At 51.2% G+C, this 18600-nt stretch carries 15 protein-coding genes; 8 read left to right on the forward strand and 7 right to left on the reverse strand.

Annotation, left to right across the window (positions count from 1 at the left end; genetic code table 11):
- The first annotated feature begins 5 nt into the window (after positions 1-5).
- Positions 6-4607, forward strand: a complete 4602-nt coding sequence (locus SH449x_RS22945; protein ID WP_482378412.1) for a coiled-coil domain-containing protein — start codon at positions 6-8, stop codon at positions 4605-4607.
- Between the two features lie 228 nt (positions 4608-4835).
- Here SH449x_RS22945 and SH449x_RS22950 read toward each other — a convergent pair whose 3' ends face one another.
- The 4 genes from SH449x_RS22950 to SH449x_RS22965 form a co-directional block, all read right to left on the reverse strand.
- Positions 4836-5447 carry a response regulator transcription factor gene (locus SH449x_RS22950; protein WP_482378413.1) on the reverse strand — a complete coding sequence of 204 codons (612 nt, stop codon included), beginning with the start codon at positions 5445-5447 and terminating at the stop codon, positions 4836-4838.
- Positions 5448-5706: 259 nt separating this feature from the next.
- Positions 5707-6495 carry a GDSL-type esterase/lipase family protein gene (locus SH449x_RS22955; protein ID WP_482378414.1) on the reverse strand — a complete coding sequence of 263 codons (789 nt, stop codon included), beginning with the start codon at positions 6493-6495 and terminating at the stop codon, positions 5707-5709.
- A 19-nt stretch (positions 6496-6514) separates the two neighbouring features.
- Positions 6515-7183 (reverse strand): adenylyl-sulfate kinase, encoded by a 669-nt coding sequence (cysC, locus tag SH449x_RS22960; RefSeq protein ID WP_482378415.1) that lies wholly within the window; start codon positions 7181-7183, stop codon positions 6515-6517.
- A gap of 8 nt (positions 7184-7191) precedes the next feature.
- Complete coding sequence (locus SH449x_RS22965; RefSeq protein WP_482378416.1) at positions 7192-7770, reverse strand: hypothetical protein; 579 nt, start codon at positions 7768-7770, stop codon at positions 7192-7194.
- Positions 7771-7897: 127 nt separating this feature from the next.
- Between SH449x_RS22965 and leuC the strand changes: the two genes are divergently transcribed.
- The 7 genes from leuC to SH449x_RS23000 all read left to right on the forward strand — a co-directional run bounded on the left by leuC (position 7898) and on the right by SH449x_RS23000 (position 15219).
- Positions 7898-9307 (forward strand): 3-isopropylmalate dehydratase large subunit, encoded by a 1410-nt coding sequence (leuC, locus tag SH449x_RS22970; protein ID WP_482378417.1) that lies wholly within the window; start codon positions 7898-7900, stop codon positions 9305-9307.
- Between the two features lie 67 nt (positions 9308-9374).
- On the forward strand, positions 9375-9971 hold the full coding sequence (gene leuD, locus SH449x_RS22975) for a 3-isopropylmalate dehydratase small subunit (RefSeq protein WP_482378418.1): 597 nt from the start codon (positions 9375-9377) through the stop codon (positions 9969-9971).
- A gap of 87 nt (positions 9972-10058) precedes the next feature.
- Positions 10059-10478, forward strand: a complete 420-nt coding sequence (locus tag SH449x_RS22980) for a hypothetical protein (protein ID WP_482378419.1) — start codon at positions 10059-10061, stop codon at positions 10476-10478.
- Positions 10479-10591: 113 nt separating this feature from the next.
- Positions 10592-11374 (forward strand): alpha/beta hydrolase family protein, encoded by a 783-nt coding sequence (locus tag SH449x_RS22985; protein ID WP_482378420.1) that lies wholly within the window; start codon positions 10592-10594, stop codon positions 11372-11374.
- Positions 11375-11469: 95 nt separating this feature from the next.
- The gene (locus tag SH449x_RS22990) at positions 11470-12774 is read left to right on the forward strand and encodes a S41 family peptidase (protein WP_482378421.1); all 1305 of its coding nucleotides are present in this window, start codon (positions 11470-11472) and stop codon (positions 12772-12774) included.
- A 369-nt stretch (positions 12775-13143) separates the two neighbouring features.
- On the forward strand, positions 13144-14409 hold the full coding sequence (locus tag SH449x_RS22995) for a tetratricopeptide repeat protein (RefSeq protein WP_482378422.1): 1266 nt from the start codon (positions 13144-13146) through the stop codon (positions 14407-14409).
- Positions 14410-14841: 432 nt separating this feature from the next.
- A complete protein-coding gene (locus SH449x_RS23000; protein WP_482378423.1) occupies positions 14842-15219 on the forward strand; it encodes a hypothetical protein in 378 nt (125 codons plus the stop codon).
- Positions 15220-15319: 100 nt separating this feature from the next.
- Here SH449x_RS23000 and SH449x_RS23005 read toward each other — a convergent pair whose 3' ends face one another.
- The 3 genes from SH449x_RS23005 to SH449x_RS23015 are packed head-to-tail and all read right to left on the reverse strand — an operon-like array spanning position 15320 to position 18572.
- Positions 15320-15952 (reverse strand): histidine phosphatase family protein, encoded by a 633-nt coding sequence (locus tag SH449x_RS23005; RefSeq protein WP_482378424.1) that lies wholly within the window; start codon positions 15950-15952, stop codon positions 15320-15322.
- A 2-nt stretch (positions 15953-15954) separates the two neighbouring features.
- Entirely contained in the window at positions 15955-17166 is a 1212-nt protein-coding gene (locus tag SH449x_RS23010; protein ID WP_482378425.1) for a class I SAM-dependent rRNA methyltransferase, read from the reverse strand.
- On the reverse strand, positions 17163-18572 hold the full coding sequence (locus tag SH449x_RS23015; RefSeq protein WP_482378426.1) for a hypothetical protein: 1410 nt from the start codon (positions 18570-18572) through the stop codon (positions 17163-17165). Before SH449x_RS23015 ends, SH449x_RS23010 begins: the two co-directional genes overlap by 4 nt.
- Between the last annotated feature and the right edge of the window lie 28 nt (positions 18573-18600).

Consider the following 18600-nt stretch of genomic DNA (forward strand, 5'->3'; position numbering starts at 1 on the left):
CAGCCATGAACACGAGCAATCCCACAATCGACAACGCTGCCATCCGTACTGAAGAGACGGAAAAGCTTCGAACGGATCTTGAGTCTCTTGCAAACAAAGTTTCCTTCTTTACGAAGTCCGCTAAGGAGCTATTGGCGGACGGGAGCGGAGACGATCGTAGAGGTACGGTTAAGATTAGCTTTATTACCAAACAGCTTTTCGGGATCGTCATACTTCTTTGTATACTCCTAAACGTGGCATTGAGCTATATGGAAGCGACGGTCAGTCAAATGATCATTGCGAATATTGCTCTGTCTGTGCTTTATGCTTTGGTCGGCATGTGCCTAATGTCGGATCTTGCTAAAGGAAAAACACATTTTCAGGATGAGCGAGAACAGACGCACGAGCGTATTCAATCCGTGACCGTTCACCTTAATGAGCTTTTAAAGGAGCGTTTGCAGTGGGTTAACGCCATCAATGAGGCAAAATGGTGCGTCGAAAATGAACAGATCCGACTGCAACTTGCCAAGGTGGAAGCTGATTCGCAACAGGAGAAAATCCAACTTCTCAACTCAGCTCTGAACGAAAAGACTCAGGCAGCAGACGAGCTTGAAGAGCGCATCGCAAGTTTAGAGGATGAGCAAAAAACCCTGATAGCCCAGTCTGAGCAACGGAACACGGATCTCGAGCGAGCAACATCGGATCTGGAGTTAGCAGCCAGGGAGCTCGAACAAGCGGCAAAGGAGATAGAAGAAAGCACAACTAAAAAGCAACTGCTCGAGGAAGAAATCGAGCAACTCCACCAAAGCGAAAAGTTTGTAGCAGCATCTATCGAAGAAGCTCAGCTCAACCTTGAAACACTTACAAATCAGGCAACAGAGAGGAAAACGGAACTATCCGAGGTTGAAATGCGGGTGGCAAACCTTCTTCACGAAGAGGAGCGCGCGAAACAGTCCTTGGAAGAAACGTCTCTGGCCGTTGCCGAGAGTGAAGCGAGATTGGCTACCCTCGAAGAAACCATCAACGAACGTACAGACCGAGCAAAGATCGTTGAGGAGGCTCTCGCATCGATACAGTTGCAGGAAGAGCAGCTAAAGTCGGTCTGCCAAGACCTGAACTCTCAAAGGGAAGAAACAGAACGAACGCTGGAGCAGTTGGCACAGGAATTGGAAACGTTGGAGGCTAAGCGGCGAGCGTCAGATGAGATTCGACAACAGTTGGAAAATAGTATTAACGACGCTCAACAAGAAAACATAAATCTCCTCAACAATACACTCAGCCTCGAATCCCAAATCTCGAGCCAAAAGGAGCTGATCGTTCAGAACGAGGCCAGATTGAGATTGCTCGAAGAAGCTTGCGAAACGGAGGATCGGAGGCTTCAGGACCAACAATCCGAACGCGATTCCATCGAAGCTCGTGTCGGTTTATTGATGAAACAAATAAATGACCTCGAGTACCTTTCTGTCGCGAAGAGTGTCACCGAGCAGCACACGAACGATCTCAATGCTCCTGATCAATTGGACTCGACGGACCAGATGGAATCCGAACCGTGCCAACAAATGGTATGTGCGGTATGTGCACAACATGCGATCGAGATGGAAGAGCGGGAGCGAATGGAAATCCTACTCGCAGAGCTGAGTGCAAGACAGGAAGAGGCAAACCGGGCCATCGAAAGATCGCAGCAAGTAATCGCGGAAGCAGAAAAACAATTCGCCGATGCAGAAAAGCAAGCGACAGACGCTGAGAAACAGATTGCTGATGCTGAGAAGCAGGTTTCCGATGCCGAGCAACGAGTCGAGCTTCTCACCAAGAAAGCAAATGGTTTGAGTGAGCAAGTAGAGGATCGGGCTGCTGAGTTGTATGCGTTGAAGCAAGAACTGATGGCGGTAAGGTCCGAGAATCGAGAACTAGGTGATGTACAAAAGAGAAAGCAAGATGCGGAGGAAGAACTGAGAGAGCTTCAGATCCGAATTCACTCGCAAGAGCAGGAACTCGGTAAGATCCAGAGCGAGACAGATCAGCTCAGAAATGATTATGAACGCCAGGCCGATGAGGCGCGCGAGATTGAGCAGCTTATTGCAGATCTCACACAGTCGGCCGAGCGATCACGCCGGGAGATAGACGACCTTAACCGCGTTGTCGACTTGCTTAACTCCAACCGAGCGGCCCTTGATGTCGAGTGCGATTCCCTTCAAGCTCAAATGGAGCGAGATTCATTCGATCGACTTGAATTGAACCGTGAGCTAGACAGCATCAAACAGGATCTCAATGACGAGAAAAGCAACCTCGAAAAACTCGTATCGACGCGAGCGGACCTCATAACTGAGGTCGATAGGCTCAACGCTAGTTTGGAGCAGTATCAAGCCAGAATCACTGAGCTTGAGGAAGAACACCGCGAATTATCTCAACGAAATGCAGCATTCCAGGAGCTTGAAACTGAGATACAAAAGGGATCGGAACAGCTTTCACTCCTAAGATCCGAGAAGGAGCGATTAACAAGAGATGTCGAGACGAAGCGGGAAGCACTGTCCGACTACGAAGCTCAAATAAATTCCCTTCAAGACGAAATTAACCAGCTTCGAGCTAGACTTTCGGAAGGCAACCGATCTGAAGACACGCTACTTCGACGGCTTGAAGAATTGAAGGCCAAAGAAAGTGAAGCCGAAAGTAACTACGAACGAATCGTACAGGACATCAAAATGCGCACGAACGAAATCGACAAGCTAACACGGGAATCTCAAAAGCTGGAAGAGAGCAACTCTCGAGCGAACAATCAATTGCAATCTATCTCAGCTGAAGTCGAGGAGGCCCAATCCGTTGCTTCACAGTGGAAGGCCTACATCGCGACTCTGCAAAAGGAAATCGATACTCATCTAGAACGTAGAAATGCTCTCGAGAAAGAAAGGGAGCAATTACAATCCCAGTTGGTTGTCCATCGCAATGAAAAACGAAGCATCGAAGACGCGTGTGAAGTTGCTAGACAGGAATATCGTGTTCTCAATGAGCAACGCATTGATGCGGAGCGAAAACTAGAGGAAATCGAACGCTCCACAGAAAGTGAACTTCAAAATCGCGAATCGCTGGCCGCCCAGAATAGACAAGCGATCGAGCAACTTAACTTGCTGCGACGTGATGTACAGGAAATGGAGTCGACTCTGGATGCTTCAACTCGGCAATGGGAAAGCGAGCAAGAGAGAATCGCAGACTGCCGGGGGCAAATCGCAATTGCAGAGGAGCAATTAAGAACAACACAAACTGATTTGTCCCAGCTTGTAAATCAGAGAATCGCGTTGCAAAGTGAACTAGATGCCTTGGCGGATCGCAGCAAACTGAGCAACGATGAGATTTTGAGATTGGAATTAGAAATCAAAGGCTTGGAATCTGTTAAATCGGAGCTGGAAACGCTCCGGGGCGATTGCGTCCAACAACAGTCCGAACTGGCTCGTATGCAGACCGAATGGGAAAGTATCCGGGATCGCAAACAGGACCTCGAGCTCGACGTTAAGGAGCTCGAAGAGAAGAAGCAAGAACTACTCAGAATCGAGGATGAATATGGCAATCGTTGTCAGGATTTGATTGCACTCGAAACCAAGCTTCAAGAGCGATCGGACGAAATGCGTAAGCTGGAGACGGAAATCGTAGAAAAGAAGATCAGTTTCGCAGATCTCGAGAGACTCGAAACACGCATCAGAGAAGAGCAGAACAACCTCGAGAAACTCTACAAGTCCAAGGCCAGCAACGAGGAGTTGCTTCTTGAAATTTCGCAAACGATTGAGATAAAGAAACGCAACCTAGACGAGACCGAGACGGCTTTAAAGGAGCGATCAAAGAGTCTCGATGAGTTCGATGAGGCTATCAACTTTAAGTGTAATGAGATGGACGGCCTTGCTCAGCGTATCAGCCAGTCGCAGAGGGAGATCGAAAAGTTGGCAACATTGCGCAGAACGACCGAATCTACCATCGGTGAGTTAATGCAAGAGATGGAAGAACTCCAAGAGGCGTTAATGTCTCGATCACAGGAAGCGGTCGTGGCAGAGCGTACTGAGGCCAAGATGAGAGAAAAGATCCAAGCTTTAGAGACTCAGCTCGAGGCACTTCAGTCCACCAAAGAAGGACTGGCCAATGAATCGGAACAATTGACGGTAAGTGTTGTCTCCAGAAAGAGTGAACTAGTACAAACACAGTTACAGTTAACTGAATGCGACCAACAAGTTCAGCGACTACGGGAATCCATCGCAGACTTACAGGACGCAAGGCAAAGAGCCCATGACGAGCTGAACAAGGCGACTAGCGATCTACTGCAAGCGAACGAGGATTTGCGACAGAAGCAAGAGGAATTGGAATTGCTCACGAAGAAACAATCAGAAGTGGTTGTTGCAGAGCAAAGAATCGCCTCGCAGATCGTGGCGACTAAGGAAGCGATTCCGCTGGAATCTACCGAACAGGATGCATGGGGCGTACTCGAAGAAATAAAACAGGTCGAGCAAACTCTAAGAGCCGATCTGGCAAACGACACGCGTCCAAGCAATCCCAAGCAGATCGCGATGGAACCCAACCAGGAATCCGATTCTATCAACCGAACGAAGCCGAGGCAGGATGCTTGGGCTGAGGTTTTTGGCAATTCATAGAAGCGTTTAAACAGGGCATGAAGATATGATATATGCAAGTATTTGGGAATCGTTCGGTACCAACTCAATTTGGCTGGCCGCTTTAACGATCGCTTTTTTCACAGTAAAAGGACTGCTTTGGTTAGTGGTGCCTTATGTCCTGTTTCGTTGGAGAAGTATCTTCAAAAAGGGCAACAGTCCTCGCACAGTGTAAGTTTCCTCATTTACACTATTTGGGATGATTCATGATCAGCTCCGAGTCAGTTGCATCAGCCTAACAAGCTGCGTGACTGACTCGACTTCGAGTTTCTTTGTGATGCGGCTCCGATGAACCTCAACGGTTTTAGGGCTGATAGAGAGCATCTTAGCAATTTGCTTCGAGAGTTTTCCTTCGAAGACGAGTTCTGCTATTTCACGTTCTCTGGCTGTTAAAGACTGCAGCCGACTATTGAAATCGAATCGCAGGTCCTCTCGCTTGCGTTTTTCTGTACCCAGCTTCAACCCCTCTTTCGCAGCGTCGACGAGTTTCTGGTGGTGGAGCGGCAGTTCTAAGACCGTAACAGCACCCATTTTCATGGCATTCACGGCGAGCTCTACGGTGCCATGTCGGGTCATCAAGATAAACGGGAGCTTGCCGAATTGGTTATCAAAACGACACACCAACTCGAGGCCATCGATATCCACGAGCTCGTGGTCAACCAGCAGACACGGAGGTCGTGCTACGCAGATCATGTCAAGTGCATGCTTCGAAGAAGCGAATCGGCTGCAGGCCACTCCCGCCTCCGCCAGAACAAATGAGGCTTCGCTTCGTATCCTCTCATCATCGCTCACCAACCAGACGCCACTACAGCTTGTCGTCATGATCCGTCCCTTCGATGTCAACCTACTCCTCGAAAAAACATATTCGGGCAACGTATCGCTTAGGGGAGAGAATAATAACACTAAAACACCCTAACAATGTGGGAAACCACCCTGGTGCGTATAAGGGAATCACTTATTGTTGCAAAAAATCGTGTCGAATGAGTGGTCTGCGCACAACGGGCTGCCATCACCCCATTGGGGCTTATTTAGGCAGATCTTTCTCGCCTGCTTTTTCAGGAACCAGTTATAGACCAGAGAGTCAGGACTGCGGGATTAACTCGCTAAGTTTCTCGCTGACAATTTTCCCAAGGATCTGGTATCCAGACTCCGTTTGGTGAAGGCGATCCTCGACAAAGTACTTTTCTATTGGTTGCCCATCTTCACTAAGATAGTGCTTCTCTGTTTCTAAAAAGTGGACGTCGTCCATTTCCTCGGACAGGGTTTCTAGAGCACGGTTAGCGGCACGAATCCTGGTCCAGTGCACGAAACGGGATGGAGTCGCCGTGATGCTGAGGAGAATAACGGGAGCCTTGGGATTCTCTTTTTGTATGGATTCAATAACGATCCTGGCAAGGCGTTTAATCTCGTCAGGCTCTTTGTCGCCGGCGCTACCAGTAATGTCATTAGCAACAAACACGACGGCCGCTCGATACCGCAAGCCGGACACAATTTGCGGCGCAAATATAGCCAGATCACAGAACTTCGCGCCGCCGTATCCACGGTTAATGGTCTTGTATGGGGCAACATCTTGTTCAAGAGTTTTCCAAAGCCGAATAGTGGAACTGCCAATGAAGAGAATCGAGTCTTCCGACGACACTGCCTTGTTGGACTCGGTGAGTCGCGCGATATCTCCCGTCCACTTTTCCGCAGCCGCGGCATAGACTGTTAGCCCGTTCTCGGAAAGATAGCTAGCGTGGGTATCAGCCAATGACGATCCTGAGTCAGCAGCAGTCGCCTCTTGAGCGTTTGCCCCTGAAAACGAGGCCTCCAACGCAGGAATAAAGCTAGCAAGTAGAGCAATACCCCATTTCCAAAACGGTCGATACATCTTCCCCACTCCTACCTGTCTATGCGTTAACAATACGACGTGAAACAAGAAGCTCGATCACTCGATGCGCGGATTGCTCTGCGGACTCCGATGAAGTATCCAGAATCAAGTCTGGGTTTACCGGTGGCTCGTACGGGTCAGAAACGCCGGTAAAGTTCTTGATCTTTCCAGCTAGAGCCTGCTGATAAAGCCCCTTCGGATCGCGCTGCATGCAGATTTCGATTGGGGTATTGACGTAGATTTCTAGAAACGAACCCGGCCCTTGCTTTGACTCGACCCATTGCTTGACGAGTTCACGATCCCGCAAATAAGGGCTGACGAACGCGGACAAGCAAACCAATCCAGCGGAAGCAAAGAGTTCGGTCAGGCAACCAACACGTCGAATGTTCTCTTCACGATCATCCGCCCCGAACCCCAGCCCAAAGCGTTGGGCGAATTCAGCTCCATGTTTTGGTTCGAGCAGGTTCGGACCAGCGCACAGTCCATGACGTACGTTATCGCCGTCGAGCACGAATGTCTGCAAGCCTTTGGCGAACAAGGCTTGGTCGACAAGATTGGCAATGGTGCTCTTTCCCGAACCGCTTAATCCGGTGAACCAAAGCACACAGCCGCGGTGACCATTTCGCTTGGCTCTCTCCTCTGTTGTTACAGAGTGTGAATGCCAAACGACTTGTGGGACATCACTCATGGGGAATATCAATCACAAGCTTTGGAGAGGGCAGCTTCAATTTTGTTCATGGTTAGGTGCTCACCTTTCGAGATGCTTCCCCAGCCCAAAAGCCCACCGCTAGCTGAAGCCACTTCCTTCACTTCGGCCAGAAGACTTTCCTTGAGGCTTTCGGCGTCCTGTTCGGTGAGAGCTTCTACAAGACCTTTGGCGTAGGTCAGCCACGCTTCCATGACGTCCTCGGCAGGTCTCTTTTCTAGCCAGGACCGGAGCAGTCTGTAGGACGGAGCGTCTGCGTTACCGAGGTGGATCGATGCCAAGTCCATCACCTTTTCCCTCTCGGCTTCCTCGACAACCCCGTCAGCCCATGCAACTGCGACGAGTGGAAAAACCCGCAAAGCTGCGATCGACTGCGAAGTGATTCCCAATTTGATCACAGAATTCAGGACCGATTCGTCTTTGATACAAGTGACGCGGGAGAATTCGGCTAGTGTATCTTGCTGCTCCTGCTTTGCCTTTAATTCCTCTAATAGTTGAACGTCAAGATCTGCGAAGAACTTGTCTTCGAGGGCATTGCCACGGTCGCGCAAAGAATCTGGTTTGGACATCGTTTCGCCTATCCGAAATTGGGGAAATCGTGAAAATTGTACATTACCAGAATGTAGCCGCAGGTCCAGAGTGGGAGTAAATTCCCATAAACCTCGTTTCAAACCTCCTTTCCAATTGAATATTACGATGACAGCCACCCCCAAAACCATGTTCCAGAAGATCTGGGACAGTCACGTCGTCCACGCAGAGCCTGGGAAGCAAACGATTCTCTACATCGATCTGCATCTAGTCCACGAAGTGACGAGCGCCCAGGCATTTGAGGGGTTGCGGATTGCGGGTCGAAAGGTGCGACGCCCCGAAAAGACAGTCGCCACTCCAGATCACAACGTCCCCACCAGCGACCGCAGTCTGCCCATCGCCGATCCGATCGCCAAACAACAGGTCGACACGTTGCGCAACAATTGCAAGGAGTTCGGCATCCGGCTTTACGACTTGAACGACCGCGACCAAGGCATCGTCCACATCATCGGGCCAGAACAAGGATACACGCAACCAGGCATGACGATCGTCTGCGGGGATTCCCACACGGCGACTCACGGTGCGTTTGGGGCCTTAGCGTTCGGTATTGGGACCAGTGAAGTGGAGCACGTGCTGGCCTCGCAAACTTTGCTTCAGACGTTGCCCAAGACCTATGAGCTTCGCGTCGATGGAAACCTAGCTCCTGGCGTTACCGCAAAGGATCTCATCCTCTATCTCATCGGCAAGCTGACGACTGCCGGCGGAACGGGCTACGTTCTCGAGTACACCGGCGAAGTCATTCGCAAATTGAGCATGGAGGAGCGAATGACGGTTTGTAATATGTCGATCGAGGCAGGTGCTAGGGCCGGTATGATCGCCCCGGATCAGACCACTTTCGACTATCTCAAGGGTCGAACATTTGCTCCCAAGAACTTTGAGGCCGCCGTCGAGTTATGGAAGAAACTGCCGAGCGATCCTGGGGCCAAGTACGACCGAGTCAGTGTCTTCCAAGGTTCCGAGATCGAGCCACAGATCACCTGGGGGACGAATCCTGGGCAAGTGACTTCGGTGAGCGAGAATGTTCCTGACCCGAGCGTCTTCGCTGATGACACCGAGCGAAAGTCCGCAGCGAGCGCCCTCGAATACATGGGGCTCAAGCCCGGTGTACCGCTCACTCAAGTCAACATTGATCGCGTCTTTATTGGATCGTGTACCAATGCACGTATCAATGACTTGCGAGCCGCTGCCAACGTCGTTAAAGGATACAGGGTTAGCGATAAAGTCTATGCGATGGTGGTTCCTGGCAGTGGCCAGGTCAAGCGTGAAGCCGAGGCCGAGGGGTTAGATCGAGTCTTCAAGGAAGCTGGCTTCGATTGGCGAGAAGCAGGTTGCAGCATGTGCCTAGCCATGAATCCCGACCGACTGGCTCCGGGAGAACGTTGCGCATCAACGTCGAACAGAAACTTCGAGGGGCGGCAAGGCAAAGGAGGCCGAACCCACTTGGTCTCCCCAGCGATGGCCGCCGCAGCAGCAATCTCGGGCAAATTCGTCGACATTCGCGACTGGCAATATCGCTAGTTCCGTCACGAGAAAACCACTAATTCCACATTTGCACCAAAACCATCAATAACAGGCTCGCAATACCATGAAACCATTTACCAAACACACAGGAATCGTCGCCGCGATGGATCGCGCCAATGTCGACACGGACCAAATCATCCCCAAGCAATTTTTGAAGCGAATTGAACGGAGTGGATTCGGCCAATTTCTTTTCTTCGACTGGCGTTTCCACGAGGACGGTTCAGACAACCCCGACTTTGAATTGAATCTGGCTCGCAACAAGGGAGCCTCTGTACTGCTCGCACGCCGAAACTTTGGTAGCGGCTCGTCTAGAGAACATGCCGTCTGGGCCATCGATGACTTCGGAATCCGATGTGTCATTGCACCCTCGTTCGCCGATATCTTCTACAATAACTGCTTCAAAAATGGCGTGCTGCCGATCGCATTGAGTGAAGCCCTGGTGGAGGATTTATTCCAGCGCCATGCTTCGGTCGCGCAATTCAGTCTGACGGTCGACCTGGATTCCGAAACCGTTTCCGATGGCAACGGTTTTCTTACCAGGTTCGACATCGAACCATTCCGCCGCCACTGTTTGCTCAACGGGCTCGATGATATTGGATTAACGCTATCCCATGAATCGAAAATCGACGAGTTCGAGAGGACTCATCCCGTCCTGCAGTAGTAATGGATGCTAGACTTGTCGGGGCAGTATTGTTTTAAGCATCGGTTTTGCGCACGACAGGGTTTCGTTTAAACGAGAGAGCACATCATGAATCGACTGACTGAAAATCGACTGACTGTAATTGGGTTTGCGCTCGCGTTGCTTATGCTCGCGGCTGACAAAAATATCGCCTATTCAGCAGACCCCACGGGAAGGTGGGTTGGTGAGTGGCGTAGCCAGTCGACCGGGCATCGTGGTCCCATGCGGGCTACGGTGCGGCAGTCGGGGGACGGTAGCTACCAAGCACGTTTCAGCGGGCGATTCGCTTTGGTGATCCCGTTCACTTACAAAGTTGCCATGCACCCAAGTTATGACGAGTATGGCAATGTTCACTTGTATGCGTCCAAACCGCTCGGACCGTTGATGGGGAGCTACACCATGAATGCCGTAAGCATGGGGAACCAACTGAGCGGAAGCTTTCAAGCGGCCAAGGACGTCGGCTCGATACAGATGCGTCGGGTGCGATAGAGATCCGCGACATTGTCGCTGACCGCTCCGTCGGTCAGTTGCCAGAACCGAATGAAACATTTGCCGATTCTTGATTCGACGATGGAATTAGATAGGTATGGAGTGATAGGGTAGTGAGACATTCCGTTCGTTGTGTTATTCCAACAAGCAGTGGATTGCAATTGTCAGGCATTCGTGAGATGCCGGAGGGAGATCCCATTGGGTCGATTCTGTTTTCTCATTGCTTCACTTGTAATAAAGACTTAAAGGCAATCGTAAAGATCAGTCGCGCTCTGGCTGAGCTAGGTTGGTCCGTTTTGCGATACGATTTCCGTGGGCTCGGTCATAGTGAGGGGCGGTTCCGAGAGTCGAGCTTTACAACGAACCTGGAGGACATGAGGGCAGCATGCGATTTTCTCGAAAGTGTAACAGCTCAGCCGGATCTCCTCATCGGGCACAGTTTCGGTGGCGCAGCTAGTTTGTATCAAGCGGAGCAGGTTGATTCTGCTCGAGGTGTCGTGGCTCTGGCAGCTCCTAGCGATACACACCACCTTGCATCGTTGCTGGAGAAAATGGATCCTGCCATTGCAACGGTGGGGCAGGGCGAGGTTGTGATTGGTGGCTTTCGTTATCAAGTGGATCGTTCCATGCCAGAGGATTTTCGGCGATACGATTTGCCGTCGGCAGTCGCGCAGATTCGCAAGCCTTTACTAGCACTCCATTCGCGAACCGACGAGACCGTGGCTTATCAACATGCATTGAGGAATTGTGGCTTTCAGGGGGAAAAAGCCCACGCGGGGCCCAGATCCTTGGTCACATTGCCAGACTGCGATCACCTGCTGAGCAGTGAAGCGATTTGCAAGGCGGTAGCCCGATGCGTTGACGCTTGGGGCCGAAGCTTGCTGGTGGATCGATAGTTTCTTTGCTCTGGCGGTAGTTTCTTTGCTCCGATTCGTGTACTAGAATGAGTCAATAGCTCGTTCGAAATTTTTGGGCGGTACAGGGTTACCATATGCTGACAACCAATTTGAAGATACTTTTGTTCGCGGTTGTCGTATGTACTTTCTGTTATGGGAATGCCGCTCGGATCCGCAAAGTCAGGGATCTCGCGCTCGTCATGGACTTGATCGATAGTCAGTACGTCGACGAATCGAATCCCGAGGAACTCTACAACGCCGCCATGAAGGGGATGATCGATTCGCTAGACCCCTACTCGGGTTTTGTTCCACCCAGTTCGTTGATGTCCTTTCGATCAGTCTTAGAGCAGGAATTCGGGGGGCTCGGAGTAAGCTTGGATGGGCCACCACGTCGAGATCGATTCACGGTCGTCAGCGCTCTTTTCGACTCGCCAGCTTACAAGGTGGGGATCAAGCCAGGTGATGTGATACTCGAGATCGACGGCGAAAGCGTTGAGGGTTATGAGTTTGATAATCTGACCAAACGACTGCGGGGGAAACAGGGGACCAAAGTGAAATTGTTGCTCGAGCGACAAGGTGAAGAAACACCGATGGCGGTCGAGGTAACCAGGGGAACAATCGAGGTCGAATCGGTATTAGGAGACCAGCGCAAGCCGGATGGAAATTGGGATTTTCGCATGGCTGCCGATCCTCGCATTGCCTACATACGAATCGAACTGTTCGGGGAGAAAACTCGAGAGGAATTGCGCAAAGCGATTCAAAGTGTCGAGGGTATGCGAGGACTGATTATCGACTTGCGCGACAACTCCGGTGGATTGCTCGAGTCGGCGATTGCCATATGCGACTATTTTCTAGACGATGGTGTTCTGGTTGAGACCAAAGGACGTCGACGATCCGAGCGAGAAACGTTTTATGCAAAGCCTGGAGTCATCATCCCCAAGGATATACCCATCGCTGTTCTTGTGAATCAAAACTCAGCAAGCGCTAGCGAGATCATGGCAGCTTGTTTGCAGGACAACCAACGAGCGACGGTTATAGGAAAGAGGACCTTTGGTAAAGGAAGCGTTCAGAACGTGATACCGCTCGACGGAGGTCGTGCGGCATTGCGGCTGACAACAGCTTATTATTTCCCACCGTCGGGAAAAATGATCCATCGCCGCAAAGATGCTAAATCCGACGATGATTGGGGAGTTGTACCCGATGAGGGATTTGAAGTTGGGATTGAATTGGATCAGTTAGATCAGTTGATAGATCGATTTCGAAAACGGTCGGACCCAGCGAACTATGTCGACCCGGTTACGATCCCTCCTGATGTTGCGGACTCCGATACCACACTGGGCAGCGATCCCCAGCTCAACAAAGCGGTTGAGTTTGTGCTTGAATCGATCGATCGAGATTGAGCAGCGACACAGGTAGAGAAACTCCAGGCTCGCTGCTCGATTTGCGGCTTGCCTGGTGTATACTGGGCTATCAGCATACGGAAATCTGCCAAAAGTTACAGAAACGGCACGCGATGCAAATAGGAGCGTAACGGCGCAAGCCGTACGGTAACGAGCGATGCGAAGCGAGCCAAGAGTCGCCGTCGGCGACGAAAACCAGGGCAACCGGAGTGACGGGGATTGCCGAGTAGGTTGATAGGCGGTGGGCGAATTAACGCCCTACCGGAGGGCTCGCGCCCGTTCCGCTACAATTTTGCGTCGCGGCGCGACGAAGTCCTACGGTAACACGGTTCGACTGCGATGCTAAGTCCTTTAAACGGGGAATAGAAGATGAAAAATCGGTTACACGGTATAGGGCCAGGGCTGTTGGTTGTTGTCTTCCTATGGCTTGGTGTCCCCAGTGAGTGTCGCTCGGATCAAATCATCTTGAAGAATGGAGGCAAGCTTTCCGGCAAGATCTTCCCGTCCAAAGAGGATGATATGGTTGTCATCAAGACCGATGATGGAATCGCGATTCAAATAGCCAAGAGCGACGTGCAGCGGCAAATCCCATCGACCGTGGTGCCTATCGATTACGAATTGCTCCTGCGTCAAACGCCTGACACTGCTGATGCGAATAAGGAGCTCGCCGTTACGTGCATTCGCAACGGCATGAGTGCTATGGGGCAGGCTCACTATGAGCGAGTCGCTGAATTAGCACCAAACGATAAATCAGCCTGGGCTGCTATTGGATATATCTACGAAGATCGTTATGGAGGCTGGGTGCGTAGGAGTGAGTTAAACTTTCGGGAGGGAAGAGACGTTGTAAATGGCAAATTGATGACGTTGTTCTCGCGAGCTATTTTGGAAAAACGACAAGAGATCACAAACGAGCGGGCGAAAATAAAGAAGGAAATTGAACTCGCAATCACCAAGCTTAAGAAAAACGACAAGGACGCTGCTTCTGCAGTTGAGTTTTTGAAAACGGTCAATGACCCCATTGCCATCGAATACTTGGAGAAGCAACTCAAGGAGTCGATCGACAAGAAGTTGGGTGGAGTCGAGGTATATATGCAGATGCTCTTGCAGATGCCGGGTGCCTCCGCAGCACCGATCTTTTGCAAGATAGCCATGAGACTCGACCTACCCACTGCACCGGGCGGTCTCGTCGATCAAAGTTTAGCCGCATTAAATCGGGATGAAATGAGTCAAGACATTGCGGTCGCTTACTTTGCAGCAAGATTGGGCTCAGATCCCAAGGCGATGTATGGATCATTAGCCGAATTTCAAGCCATCGCAGCTCGTACCGACCGAGCGGCACAAAATCTGCAAGGCATACCTGGCGGTGGTGCCATTATTCCACTCATCAACTCCTTGGTTACCAGTGGTACGGTAGTTACAAAAGTGAACCAAAATCAAGGTATTGACTCGGCGGGAGGTGCGGGGTTTTCTTCTGGAGGTAATGTTGCCAACAGTGTAAGCGTCCAGCAGCAGAGCGTTCTATTCGCATTGCAGGGTATAACTGGCGAGAACTTTAACTACAACCAGGACGCTTGGCGACAATGGTATGCAGACAAATTTGCCAAGACGAACCTAGATTTACGGCGAATCGAGTAAGACGAAACTCTCCCTTACACCCTATCACTCCATCGTCATCTAGAATGATTGGCAAAATCCTTCTGACCATAATGGGAATCTCAAGAAATGGATCCAATTCAATGCCCATCTTGCGATCGCAAGTTAAAGGTTAAAGAGCAAGTTGCTGGAAAAAGAATGAGGTGCCCTTGTGGCCAACTCATTTCCCTAGATCCGCCCTTACCTTCCACCTCTATTCCGCAAAAAAAGGTTGCTAGTTCACAACCCAAGGAGACTGTGCTAGCCTCGAGGGGTACAGAATTTTCTCACACCTGCGAGTGTGGTCGCAAGCTCCGCGTTACTCGGACAGCCCAACCGAAAAAAGCAAAATGCCCTTGTGGAGTGGCATTCTCTGTGCCTGGTTTTACGCAGAAGGTTGCAGAAAGTACACCTCGTAAAACCACCTCAGTTCCCGTGACTCAACAATCCCTGAGCCCTGCAGCGACCGCCTCCCCTGCTGTTGGCCCAAACTGGGAGCTTGATATTCCCTCGCCTTCTTACGTTCCACCATCGAACTTTGTTTCGTACGCGGGGGCGACGACCCCAGAGCACTCCGCGTATGGGCAGCGTTCCGCATCGCACGACTATCTACAGAACGCTTATCAAGAACAGTACGAACGACCGTCCAGAAGCGAATCCTATTTCGATGGGACTGTGATTGGCGGTATCGTAACGATGGTTGTGGCCCTGGTCTGGTTTTTCGGAGGGTTGGCCGCTGGATATATATTCTTTTACCCCCCAATCATGTTCATCCTAGGACTTATTGCTGTTATCAAAGGGCTACTTGACTAGAGCAGCCTATCTCTTCGAGTCATCGTAATGGATCAGGATTCCATATGCTCTACAACGATGGGTAGTTTTTTGCCGGTGCGGGGAAACGTTTCTTTCCCAGTTAGAGATTTCCTCGCCCGACTTCTTTCGCCACGCCTGCCTTGACTAGATGCTCCATTTGATTGAGTGTGAGCAAGCTCCAACGATCATCCCATGAAAGCCTGCTTATAGATGCGTTGAACAGACTGAAGGGATTCGTGGACGGGGGAACTTGTAAGATGCCTTTCAGGGCTGCACACAATACGCCACCATGTGCCACTACCGCGACCTTCTCGTAAGGGAGAGACGTGATATGTTCCAGTGCCCGCACACCTCGCACTTGCAACTGCCGCCGCGACTCTCCCTCTGGTATTACAAAGTCGTACTCCATGTTGTTCCAACCATCGGAGTATTGCGGAAAACGGGACTCAACCTCACTCCACAGCAACCCCGAAAAGATTCCCGCGTGGATTTCCTTTAGGTCATCCATCGGTTGCAGCTCGAGACTTAAACGCTCTGATAACGGTAAAGCCGTATAATAGGCACGCTTTAACGGGCTACAGAAAATCGCGTCCAAATCCCCCGGCTGAAAGGTCTCGGCAATCGCAGCCGCTTGTTGCTCGCCGAATGGACTCAACGCAACATCCGTTTGCCCCTGGATCCGATTCTCACGGTTGAACAAACTCTCGCCGTGTCGAATGATATAGATCAGCATGTTTATAACACTCTCGCGATCGTGCACTTGAGATAATCTGATTCCGGGCAATGCAAACTCACCGGATGGTCCGCCGGTGCACCACGTTCCTCAAGTATCTGGACCTCCCGGCCCGCACGATCCGCAACCCCTTTGAGCATGTCTCTAAAATCCCCCCGCGTAACTCGGCCCGAGCAACTGCATGTCACCAAGACTCCCCCCGGTTCCAACATTCGAATCGCCAAATAATTCAATCGATGATAAGCAGCCATCGCTCTCCGCATGTTGTCACGCGACGTTGCCAATCGAGGTGGATCCAAAACGATCATGTCGAACCTAGCCCCGAGATCCAATTCGTTCGATAGGTAGTCCAAGAAATCGGCTTGAACGAATTCCACTCGATCCTGCAACCCATTTCGCTCCGCGTTCGCCAGGGCAGCTTGCAAGGCCCGTTCACTGCTATCAACCGCTGTGATCGATGCGGTCTCAGCATGCTTGGCGATCGTCAGGGCAAAGCCCCCTAGGTAGGTACAAATATCGAGGACGCGGGCGTTTCTCGGAGTCCAACGAGCGGCAGCCAGCCGATTCTCCCGTTGATCGAGGTAGTACCCGGTCTTCTGGCCGCGAGACAAATCCACCTTCCAGATCAATCCGTTCTCTTCTAGTTCGATTGCTTCTTCGGGCAAGCTTCCCATGAGTGCTGTAACGCCCGGCTCCATACCCTCCGATTTGGCAGACTTATCGTCGATCAATTGGACAATACTAAGTGGTCGATAGATCTCGAAAAGTCGTTGGGCGATCGCATCGACAAAAGGTAAAATACCGATGCTGTTCACTTGCATAACGAGATGTTCACCGAACTTGTCAACGATCAAGCCGCTCAGTTGATCCGCTTCGCTGAACACCAAACGCATCGATTGATTGTTAGCCGAGGCTGCGAATTGCGTGCGGAGTGAAATAGCTCGATCGATTCTTTGTCGAAAGAAATCTTCATTGATTCGCTCCTCCTGTTTCCAGGTCAACAATCGCACCCGAATGCGACTGTTTGGGTTGTAGAAACCGGATCCAATGAATTTTCCATCCTCACGTACCAACTCTACAATCTCGCCCGGTTCGGGCTGCGATGCAGGCTGGTGAAGGGAATGATCAAGAATCCAAGGATGGTAACCGTTGAAGCCTTGTTTCTTGGTTTGCTTTAAGATTAGTTTGCGGAGAGGTTGCGCTAGTTGTGTCACTGAGAAAAGCCTGTCGATTGTTCTACGGATAATCGTTGCTGAGGTGCATTGTTTTGTTCGGTAATTTTATCCCACGCTTTCGAGCATTCCGCTAACAAGCTTTTGCACTGATCAGGGGATTGGATGCATGCTAATAACGCTTCGCTCAATCGCTGGCGATAGAGATGTGCGTTATCGAAACGGATCAAGAGAGTTGTTGGTTCGGGACGTTGAAAATTGTTGATGAGCGTTGTATAGGCACGGTAGTCGCTTCGACCTGCATTTGGATCGGGCTGCGATGGCCAAAGCTCGACTCGTTCGTCCAGCTTGGAAAAGGTCGCACGTTGTTCAGGTTCGGAAAGCCATGATACGAACTGATTCGAGACCGCTGACTGACGCGTCTTCTTGCCGACTGCAATCAATAAGCCGTGATTCGGATTCCAAGAGAGACCTGCTACTTGCAAGTCGTCTCGTTCGTCTCCCGTAAATTCTCCCGTATTCGGTGGGTAGGCAATGACGAGGGATGCATCGGTGCTGTCGGTTGTTTGTTGCCATGCCTCTTGGGGGGGGAGCAGTATCGACGAAGGGGAAACTCGCCAGATCTCGGTTACGATCTGTGCAGCGTTGACCAGATCGGGGGAATCGAGTTTGGCCGTCATCTTCGAGACGTCGAATAAACCACGATAACGAGCATTGGTTGTCGAAGCAACGAACAGGAAGTGATCGACCAGTCGATCGAGTTGCTGCGGGTTCCATTCGGGTGACTCAGGAGGCGTAACAGTGGGCATTGCCTTGAGAACCTTTTCCCAAGCGTCTCGCGAGTTGGCGGAGAGTTCCTCGGATCGGCCCAAAGTGGGTTCGGCGGCTTTCAGGGGGGGCAGATCGACACCGCTGGCGATTACAGCAAGTGGCTTGGCACCCAACGGCATGGCGTAAACTGAGCCTCCGTAGCGGGATGCTCCTCGCCATCGAGCCGGCCACGCATCCATGGGGGATTCCTTGGGCGGTGCGGTTTCGTCCAATGCATCGGACGGGACCTTGCCATAGGCAGCTTGCGGCAGTTGGCCGACCAATTGCTTGCTCACCATCTCCCCCAGAAGATTGGCAGGGAAAATCCAAACGTCGGTCGAGTCTTGTTTCCGGTCGTGAAATGCGGTAAGTGAAGCTGTTTCGATGGCAAGAGGTTGGTCCGAGAAGGCTTGCCATTGAATTTCGAGCTCTCTCGAAAAATCCCCGTCGACCAACACGACTTTTAGGGGTGGCCGATCCTTGGCGGACACAACCTGATTCTCCTCACCCGTGCCAGGGCCCTTCTTGCCGGGAGTGCAACCGGTCAAACCAATCGTCAGAAGTCCGACGACGGCGTGCAACAGTATCGCGTATCCCAGCGACGGGACGAGGGGGCCGGTTGGTTTATTGTCTTTCATTAGGCTAACAAGTCGTGATGAGAGATTC

The sequence above is a fragment of the Brakhagea baltica genome (assembly GCF_052161605.1).
Classification (GTDB): domain Bacteria; phylum Planctomycetota; class Planctomycetia; order Pirellulales; family Pirellulaceae; genus JBKCUI01.

Bases quoted from the DNA above. Each gene is read 5' to 3' on its own strand.
- SH449x_RS22945 (WP_482378412.1), top strand. From the start codon at position 6: ATGAACACGAGCAATCCCACAATCGACAACGCTGCCATCCGTACTGAA.
- SH449x_RS22950 (WP_482378413.1), bottom strand. From the start codon at position 5,447: ATGACGACAAGCTGTAGTGGCGTCTGGTTGGTGAGCGATGATGAGAGG.
- SH449x_RS22955 (WP_482378414.1), bottom strand. From the start codon at position 6,495: ATGTATCGACCGTTTTGGAAATGGGGTATTGCTCTACTTGCTAGCTTT.
- cysC (WP_482378415.1), bottom strand. From the start codon at position 7,183: ATGAGTGATGTCCCACAAGTCGTTTGGCATTCACACTCTGTAACAACA.
- SH449x_RS22965 (WP_482378416.1), bottom strand. From the start codon at position 7,770: ATGTCCAAACCAGATTCTTTGCGCGACCGTGGCAATGCCCTCGAAGAC.
- leuC (WP_482378417.1), top strand. From the start codon at position 7,898: ATGACAGCCACCCCCAAAACCATGTTCCAGAAGATCTGGGACAGTCAC.
- leuD (WP_482378418.1), top strand. From the start codon at position 9,375: ATGAAACCATTTACCAAACACACAGGAATCGTCGCCGCGATGGATCGC.
- SH449x_RS22980 (WP_482378419.1), top strand. From the start codon at position 10,059: ATGAATCGACTGACTGAAAATCGACTGACTGTAATTGGGTTTGCGCTC.
- SH449x_RS22990 (WP_482378421.1), top strand. From the start codon at position 11,470: ATGCTGACAACCAATTTGAAGATACTTTTGTTCGCGGTTGTCGTATGT.
- SH449x_RS22995 (WP_482378422.1), top strand. From the start codon at position 13,144: ATGAAAAATCGGTTACACGGTATAGGGCCAGGGCTGTTGGTTGTTGTC.
- SH449x_RS23005 (WP_482378424.1), bottom strand. From the start codon at position 15,952: ATGCTGATCTATATCATTCGACACGGCGAGAGTTTGTTCAACCGTGAG.
- SH449x_RS23015 (WP_482378426.1), bottom strand. From the start codon at position 18,572: ATGAAAGACAATAAACCAACCGGCCCCCTCGTCCCGTCGCTGGGATAC.